Source organism: Cylindrospermum sp. FACHB-282 (assembly GCF_014697195.1).
Classification (GTDB): Bacteria; Cyanobacteriota; Cyanobacteriia; order Cyanobacteriales; family Nostocaceae; genus Cylindrospermum.
Genome location: NZ_JACJRJ010000030.1, coordinates 72,037 through 80,534, shown reverse-complemented (window position 1 = coordinate 80,534; position 8,498 = coordinate 72,037). Strand labels below are relative to the sequence as shown.

Annotated in this window: 7 protein-coding genes and 1 pseudogene; 5 read left to right on the top strand and 3 right to left on the bottom strand. The window is 42.3% G+C overall.

Annotation, left to right across the window (positions count from 1 at the left end):
* A pseudogene (locus H6G32_RS16480) lies at nucleotides 1-219 on the bottom strand (RNA-guided endonuclease TnpB family protein); the annotation flags it as partial.
* A 143-nt stretch (nucleotides 220-362) separates the two neighbouring features.
* Here H6G32_RS16480 and H6G32_RS16475 point away from each other — a divergent pair.
* Genes H6G32_RS16475 through cobA form a run of 3 tightly spaced genes read left to right on the top strand, consistent with a single transcriptional unit; the run spans nucleotide 363 to nucleotide 3,239 of the window.
* Nucleotides 363-1,730 (top strand): serine/threonine-protein kinase, encoded by a 1,368-nt coding sequence (locus H6G32_RS16475; protein WP_190460182.1) that lies wholly within the window; start codon nucleotides 363-365, stop codon nucleotides 1,728-1,730.
* 19 nt (nucleotides 1,731-1,749) lie between these two features.
* On the top strand, nucleotides 1,750-2,463 hold the full coding sequence (locus H6G32_RS16470) for a sirohydrochlorin chelatase (protein WP_190460173.1): 714 nt from the start codon (nucleotides 1,750-1,752) through the stop codon (nucleotides 2,461-2,463).
* The gene (cobA, locus tag H6G32_RS16465) at nucleotides 2,460-3,239 is read left to right on the top strand and encodes a uroporphyrinogen-III C-methyltransferase (RefSeq protein ID WP_190460171.1); all 780 of its coding nucleotides are present in this window, start codon (nucleotides 2,460-2,462) and stop codon (nucleotides 3,237-3,239) included. The genes H6G32_RS16470 and cobA overlap by 4 nt, the downstream gene beginning before the upstream one ends.
* Before the next feature lie 423 nt (nucleotides 3,240-3,662).
* On the opposite strand, the gene H6G32_RS16460 is transcribed toward cobA, so the two are convergent.
* Nucleotides 3,663-4,676: a response regulator gene (locus tag H6G32_RS16460; RefSeq protein ID WP_190460169.1), complete on the bottom strand. Its 1,014-nt coding sequence runs from the start codon at nucleotides 4,674-4,676 to the stop codon at nucleotides 3,663-3,665.
* Between the two features lie 479 nt (nucleotides 4,677-5,155).
* Here H6G32_RS16460 and fabG point away from each other — a divergent pair, with 479 nt between their 5' ends.
* Nucleotides 5,156-5,851: a 3-oxoacyl-ACP reductase FabG gene (fabG, locus tag H6G32_RS16455; RefSeq protein WP_190460167.1), complete on the top strand. Its 696-nt coding sequence runs from the start codon at nucleotides 5,156-5,158 to the stop codon at nucleotides 5,849-5,851.
* 152 nt (nucleotides 5,852-6,003) lie between these two features.
* On the opposite strand, the gene H6G32_RS16450 is transcribed toward fabG, so the two are convergent.
* Nucleotides 6,004-7,155 (bottom strand): homospermidine biosynthesis protein, encoded by a 1,152-nt coding sequence (locus H6G32_RS16450; RefSeq protein WP_190460165.1) that lies wholly within the window; start codon nucleotides 7,153-7,155, stop codon nucleotides 6,004-6,006.
* A gap of 661 nt (nucleotides 7,156-7,816) precedes the next feature.
* On the opposite strand from H6G32_RS16450, the gene cobO reads away from it, so the two are divergent.
* The gene (gene cobO / locus H6G32_RS16445) at nucleotides 7,817-8,497 is read left to right on the top strand and encodes a cob(I)yrinic acid a,c-diamide adenosyltransferase (RefSeq protein WP_190460163.1); all 681 of its coding nucleotides are present in this window, start codon (nucleotides 7,817-7,819) and stop codon (nucleotides 8,495-8,497) included.
* Nucleotide 8,498: the final 1 nt, after the last annotated feature.

Here is an 8,498-nt window from a genome sequence, read left to right as displayed (position 1 = left end):
TTGCTTACTAACTTTTGTTGGTAAGGCTTTGTAGTCGTCGGTTTGAGACAATTGGTGATAGAGTTGATTAAAGTTTAGTTTCTGGTGGTGTTGAAAGAAATATTGACGATAATGGTAATTAGCTAAGTTAAACAAATTTTTAGACAAAAAAGCCTTGTGGTCAATATCTGGCCAGAAAGGATGGTTTTTGGTGATGATATGACGTTCAACTAGCTTCATAACCTGATTATACTGTGAGAATAGCTTTCTTAAAACCAATCTCGAAAAAGACTTACTCATTATTCGCATCTAGCTATAAAAATGAGTAGAACTGAGGAGAATTAGCTATATCTTTGATAACTGCATCTACACCCTACTTTGTCATGAGCTTCTGTACTAACCTTAACTGTTTGTACCCACATAACTATGATACGGCTCGATTTTGTACCAGATGCGGTATGCCGCTATTGCTCAAAGAGCGCTATCGCCCGCTCCAACTCATTGGACGCGGTGGCTTTGGCAGAACTTTTTTGGCTGCGGATGAACACCTCCCCTCCAAACCCAGGTGTGTGATCAAACAACTCTGCTTTCCAGAGGCAGATGGAGAAAGCTTTCTTAAAGCAGTAGAATTATTTCGCCAGGAAGCAGTTCGCTTAGATGAGTTGCAGCATCCTCAAATCCCCCAACTGCTGGCGCACTTTGAACAAGAGAATCAGTTGTATTTGGTGGAAGAATTAATTGCGGGACAAACACTAGAGCAAGAATTGCAAGAAAATGGAGTTTTTAGCGCCAAGCAAATTTGGCAAGTGCTAAAAAATTTATTACCCGTGCTGCAATTTATCCATTCCCGACAAGTGATCCACCGGGATATTAAGCCAGAAAATATCATGCGAAGGTTGCCGGATGGGGATCTAGTTTTGATTGACTTTGGAGTTGCTAAACAAATCACTGCTACCGCATTCTTGCATACGGGTACGATCATAGGCAGCCCAGAATATATGGCTCCCGAACAAACGCGGGGTAAAACTTTACCAGCTAGTGATCTCTATAGTTTGGGTGTGACTTGCATTTACTTACTAACTGGTATTTCTCCCTTTGATTTATTTGATGTGACTAGCGATCGCTGGGCATGGCGAGATTATTTGCCTGGTGGTATAAGTGTAGACAATAAACTTGCGGAAACTCTAGATCAACTGCTGCAAAACGCCCTCTCCCAACGCTACAAATCTGCTGCTGAAGCTTTGCAAACAATGAACAAAGCCGCCCAACTGGTGAAGAAACAGCCAGTTAATTCTTTGAATTCTGAAACAGGAGTAGATTATCAACAGTTACGCAATTTACTCGCCGCTAAGAAATGGCAACAAGCAGATCAAGTAACTTGGGTGGTGATGTCTCAGGCTTTGTCAAAGCCAATTGGCAGCTATTTTTTTAGTGGCGATATTGAAAGGTTTCCTTGTGAGGATTTACAGATAATTGATGAGTTGTGGATGAAGTACAGCCGGGGGCGTTTTGGTTTCTCTGTGCAAACCAAAATCTACGAAAGCTACAACGGTGACTATGGGCAGTTTTGCGCTGCTGTTGGCTGGAATCTGCCCAACTCGACGAATCCTATCCAGAGATTATCTTTTAGTTTGTCAGCACCTATAGGACACCTACCTTCTCACCTTTGGGCTGGTGGTACTCAATTGTGGCGACACATCAATGCTTTATCTGTAAAACTGGCAACCTGTTACGATGAATCTGAATATTGATTCACAATAGCAACTGCCCATGCCCTCTGCATATCTATTGGTATTTCACGGAAGTCGTGATCCGCGTCCAGAAATTGCGATGCAACAACTAGCAAAGTTGGTGTGCAAGAAACTACCAGATAATGAACAAATGGTAGGCGTAGCTGCTTTGGAACTGAGTTCTCAGCCTTTACATGAACAGATTAGACAATTTGCCCAGACTTGTTTAGCCTGTGGGTGCGATCGCCTAAAAATTGTACCGCTATTTCTGCTGCCGGGAGTACACGTGATCACAGATATCCCCACAGAAGTTGCACTGGCGCAACAAGCCATTGCTCAAGATATGATAATTGACTTGCTACCTTATGTAGGCACTCACCCCAGTTTCGGGAAGTTGCTAGCCCGTCCATTGGCTAATATTAAAACAGAGGCATCGATTTTGTTAGCCCATGGCAGCCGTCGTCCTGGTTCCCAACAACAATTGTCAGCAACCGCAGATAGTCTGGGAGCAGTGATAGCTTGTTGGGCTGTGCCTCCTAGTTTAGAATTGCGAGTTAAGGAGTTGGTAGCGGCTGGCTCTCGGCAAATTGCAATTTTGTCATATTTTTTATTCCCTGGTGGCATAACCGATGCGATCGCTAAATCAGTAGAAGAGCTAAAATTACAATTTCCGGGGGTGACTTTCCAACTAACTGAACCTTTGGGTGCAAGTGCAGAATTAGCCGATTTGATTTTGGATGTAATACAGACATGAACTCCACAGACAAGGAGGGGAAAAAGTTTTTGGGTAAGGTTTATTTAGTAGGTGCGGGGCCCGGAGATCCAGGATTAATCACCCTCAAGGGCAAAGGTTTGTTGGAATGTGCAGATGTTGTTGTCTATGATGCCTTGGTGAGTCCGGCAATTCTGGCAATGATTAATCCCCAAGCAGAGCAAATTAACGCTGGTAAGCGGATGGGGAGACATTCACTCTTGCAGGAAGAAACAACCCAACTGCTGATAGACAAAGTGCAGGATCATGCCCTAGTGGTGCGGCTAAAAGGTGGCGATCCGTTTATCTTTGGTCGCGGTGGCGAAGAAATGGCAGAATTGGTAGAAGCGGGAATTGCGGTGGAAGTTGTGCCCGGTATCACTTCGGGTATTGCCGCCGCCGCATACTCAGGTATTCCCTTAACACATCGGCTGTATAGTTCTTCAGTGACATTTGTTACAGGTCACGAATCAGCGGGTAAATATCGACCAGCAGTCAACTGGAATGCGATCGCTCTCGGTTCAGAAACTATTGTAATTTATATGGGTATTCACAATCTGCCCTACATAGTCGAACAGTTAAGTTTAGCTGGGTTGAGTTTAGACACACCCATTGGTTTGGTGCGTTGGGGTACAAGGCCAGAACAAGAGGAATTAATCGGTAAATTGGGGACAATTGTTGAGCAAGTAGAGCAAACTAAATTTAGCGCCCCTGCGATCGCTGTAGTCGGTTCAGTGGTTAATATGCACAGCATTTTGTCTGGTTGTCGTCCAGCATAGTCCCAACATAAATGATTAATTCCACTTTTTTCACCTAACACCAAAATCACGCTTTGTACTCCAGGGCTAATAACTCCCATTCCGTTTTAACCCACTTGAAATTTGTTTTAGTCGTCTTTAGAGGTTGTTTGAAAAGTATTAGGCGAATATAATAGAGCCTCCGGCACGCTTCGCGAACGCTACTACACTAGCATTGTCCACCTCCGTGGACTAACGCAAAATCAAGGGTTTTCTAACCCACGGAGGTGGGTTTTGTCTGTGTAGCCAAGCCACTGCGTTGGGCGGCTCCGCCGACTTGAAGCATGTGGCGCGCGACTTATAGTCGCCAGGGCTAGTAATAAATTAGACTTTTCAAACATCCTCTTAGAGGCATGAGTGCTATTAGACTCAGAACTCATTTTCAGGCGGACTAAAAACCTAAAATTAAACAATATGTTGAAAGATTATTTTGAGTAAATCCCCTTGGTTAAAAGGCTTAGGCAAATAGCCGGATGCTCTCACCATTTTAGCTTTAGCTCTATCTATCAACCCAGTTTTACCTGTCATCATAATCACAGGAGTCTTTTTAAAGTAAGTATGCTTACGCAACAAAGTGCATACTTCATAACCGTTTAAATTTGGCATCGCCACATCTAGCAAAATCAAATCTGGTTTGATGCGGAGAACTTCCATTAAAGCTTTTGAAGAATCAGTGACACCAATAACAGAAAATATTTGCTCATCTAAGTAACTGTCGATATCATTTAATATGATGGGGCTATCAACAATACTTAAAATCCTGTAGAGTTTTTTGTCTGTAGATTGTGAGTATACGGGTTGATAACTGTTATGGGTTACTTGATTAGCTTTTAATTCTTGTAATTGTTCTTCATTTTTTGGCTGCCAAGAATGTGCATATTGCTGAGGAGAAACTTTTGAACCCGTTTGACACTGTTCAGCTAACAAGCGCAAATTTAGATGACAAAATTTAGGCAGATCATCCAGAAAGCTATCCGGGATAAATTCATAACTTCCCTCTTCCAATTTGAGAAATGATTCTAGAACTTCAAGAGCCAATTGCTCAATCAGTACCCCAGCTTCAAAGGAACTAATATATTTCTGGTTGACTAACCAGCAAATAGCCAAATAATCTGGATTTGGTATTGCTTTATCATTTAGCCCCGTTTCAAATATTGCCCGTAGCTGTTCGTGAATTCCTCTAGGGAGTGTAGAAACCTGTTGACTCAACTGCTGCAAGTTCCTGTAAAGCGGCTCAAACATTTCTTCTGAGTAACAGGCGTAAATCAGCTTACCTTCGTCTATGTATAATGACCAAAAACCTGAAGCGCTAAATACTTGTAAACAACCAGTAACTGACTTACCAGTTATTTTTTTCAACAGAGAAAGGGGTTGTATTTTCTGGAAAAATCGGTATCTACTAATAGGAAGTGTTTTCATTAAAACATCTCTAGGATGAAATAAAATTTGCTATTGGTAGATCACCCTTTGAAAATTCGCAGCGATATTGTACGATGCACTGTCAAATAAATATCGCGGTTCACGTCTGGGTGAGTATAGCAACTCTCCACTCTTAATACCCAATACCCCACACCCCACACCCCACTTTCTAATACAGGGCTATTTCATTCTCAACAACCGTCTCAGAATTAATTCTGAGAAAGACGACTAAAAGAAATTTTAAGTCCGTTAAAACGGAATGCGAGTTATTAGCCCAAAACTTTAGTTCAGGGCGGGTTATGTCTAGAACGAAATAGCCCGACTTTCTAATAAGCTATGGTGTAAATAAAAGCAATTTACTTAAGAAGGCAAAAATTATTGCCAGAAAACATTATTCCAAACATCTGATTAACTTTCTGTATCTTTCGCTAATCTAGGATATCTTGAATCTTGGGAGCTTCTCAGGAGTGCATTTTTCAATGAAAGGTAAGCAAGTTTTACTCACAGGTGGGACTGGTGGACTTGGTTTGGGTGTGACGCCAGCGGTTCTCGCCCAAGGTGCAGCGGTGACAATTCCTTATCGCCATCTCCAAGAGGTAGAACGCCTCAAGGGGATTCTCTCACCGGCTGATGTTGCTAGAATTCAATTTATCCCCGCTAATTTACAGGATGAAGCATCGGTAGATCAACTCATCAGCCAAATGTTAAGGGTGGATGTGTTAATTCATTTGGTGGGTGGATTTTCCATGGGAAAAACCCACGAATACAGCTTTGACAGTTGGAAACGGGAATTTGAGTTAAACCTAAATACAACTTTTTTAACTTGCAAATATAGCCTGAAAAGTATGTTAGAACACGGCTATGGGCGCATTGTTACTGTAAGTTCTCGTGCTGGTGCAGAACCTGGGGGACAATTGGCGGCTTACTCTGCTGCTAAGGCTGGTGTGATCGCTTTAACAAAAGCGATCGCCGATGAAACCAAAGGTACTAACATCACCGCGAATGTTGTTCTTCCTAGCATCATCGATACCCCCACCAACCGCCAAGCAATGGGTGCAGAAAATGCTGAACAATGGGTAAAACCTGAATCTATCGCCCAAGTAATCTGCTTTTTAGCCTCAGAAGCTGCTAAAGATGTCCGAGGCGCAGCTATTCCCGTATATGGCAATGTTTGATTGTCAGCATCTGTGGTTTTTCCGTTGATAATTGATAATTTGCACAGCAATTTGCATTTCAATAGACCAGATGATAGAGACGATTGATCAATCGTCTCTACGAAACAGCGGTGGTGGGGTTGGGTGATTATCGGTAACTAGTCGGACTTAATTTATCTCTGAACTGGCGTACCACAGGGATAAGTCGCTACTTCTTCAGATTTGTTCACAGCTACAGATGGCTTGTCCTTAGCTGCTAAATAATCTTTTCGTAGTTTGTCATACAATGCTTCGCGTCTGTCGTATAGCCGCTTTAGGGTGCGAGGCTGACATTGATTTAAAACATAAGCTGTCATCAATGGTAAAGCGATTGTGCTATCGGTGTAACAAACAATCGTGTTGGGTAACTCGTCTGGGTCAATTTTACCCCAGCTGACGGCTTCTGCAGGAGTTGCCCCAGACAAACCACCAGTATCAGGACGAGCATCGGTAAACTGGATAAAGTAATCATGTCCCCGTTCTTCTAGCCCCAGTACCTCGTGGATTTGCGGTTGAGTTTGTAGTAAAAAGTTTTTGGGACTGCCACCACCAATGATGACAGCTGCACTTTTGCCATCTGATTCTCGCGCCGAGTATGCGATCGCCGCTGTTTCATTGACATCAATTGATGGATCTATCACCAACTGGGAACCTTCCAACGCCAATGCAGCCACATTCATCCCAATAGAACTATCACCTGGAGAAGAGGTATAGATGGGTACGCCATACTCGTAAGCTGTGGCTAGTAAACAGGAATGCTGCACTCCTAATTGCTTTTCTACTTCCCGCACATATTTACCCAGCAAATGGTGGAATTCAGCCGTCCCCATCCGCTTCTGAAATGCTTCTCCTTGGAGAATTTTGCGGATGAAAGCATCAGTTTCTAGCAGCACCTCATAGCCAAAAATAATGTCATAAATCCGGATGGTGCCTTCTTGGCGCAGTTTCACATCATCCAAAAACGGATTACCAGCAAAGAGTTCAAAACCCAAACCATAGTGCATATCATGGTAAAGATTTGCACCAGTACTAATCATCCAGTCAATAAAGCCATTGCGAATCAAGGGCGCAAGGGCAGAAACCCCAAATCCGGCTGGTGTCATCGCACCGGAAAGGCTAACCCCCACTGTGACTCCCTCTGTTAGCACTTCGTGACTTAACAGTTTACAGATTTCCCGCAGCCGTGCAGAGTTGTAAGCAGTGAAGTAATTATCAATTAAATCAACTACCCCGATATCGGTTGGCATCGGTGTGGGGGTGATTTTTTGACCCTGCTCTTTTGACATTTTTGGTAGCTCCCGTAGAGTAAATACGCTGAATCTAATGTTATCTAGATTTCAGCCAATTCTTTGATAAATTGCAGGGATGAATCCCATGGCACACTCCCCCACCAGGCATGAGTTCTTCATTCGCTGCATTGACTATCGTAGAACTTACGCATTGACAGAAAATTCTAAATATCAATGCTGGTTTTATTGATTGAAAATCTTAATCCGTGCGTTAGGGAACGCACGCTACGGGTAGGATGCGTAAAGAGACGCATCAGAACACCATTAAAAAAGCCCAAAATTAGGATGACTTTCTACGGTGCGTAAGTCATATATCGGATCTACTTGTAGCTGTGTAATATCACCTTCAATAACTTCAATCATTGTGGATCTGTTTTCGCTAAGGTATTGATAGTAAATGACAAAATTTTCTTAAAAAAGTACTTTAATCAAGTGATTAAATTATTTAAAATAACAATAATTTCAAGTTAAATTAGTTAGTATATGCTATGATTTTATATACTTGTTTAACAATCTAAAAATGTTAACATTAATTTAATATTAAATTGTGTAATTTTACTGTATGTGTCTTTGATGAATGGGACTTTAGTTAAAGTAGAAAAAGAATATGATTTCAACACAATTTCTTAGTAGTAACATTTATTTCTAAACAAGGTTGATGAAAAGCGATACACCAGAAGAATTAAATTCAGACCAAGAGATTACACGCTTGATTGACGAGGTAATGTCCTCATCATCCCTCAATGATGACCAGTACCGGAAAAAGATGCAACGCCGCAAGGAAGTGCAGGATCAACGCATAGCTCAAGCTGTACCAGAGAAAGGGTTAATTATTGTCAATACTGGCAATGGTAAGGGTAAAACTACTGCGGCTTTGGGGATGGTGTTGCGATCGCTTGGTCATGGGTATAAAGTAGCGATCGTCCAATACATCAAAGGTGGCTGGGAACCTTCAGAAAAAAGAGTTTTCGACCATTGGCAAGACCAGATAGAGTTCCACGCCATGGGTGAAGGCTTCACCTGGGAAACCCAAGATCGCGATCGCGATCTTGACAAAGCTAGTACTGCTTGGGATAAATCCTTAGAATACATCCGTAACCCAGACTTTAAACTGGTGCTGTTGGATGAAATCAATATTGCTCTCAAAATGGGTTATTTACAAGTTGAGCAAATTTTAGCAGGTCTAGCACAAAAACCACCAGATAAACACGTAATTCTCACCGGTAGAGGCGCACCACCAGCTTTAATTGAGCGAGCGGACTTAGTAACGGAAATGACCCTAGTCAAGCATCCTTTCCGCGATCAAGGCGTTAAAGCACAACCGGGAATTGAGTATTAAT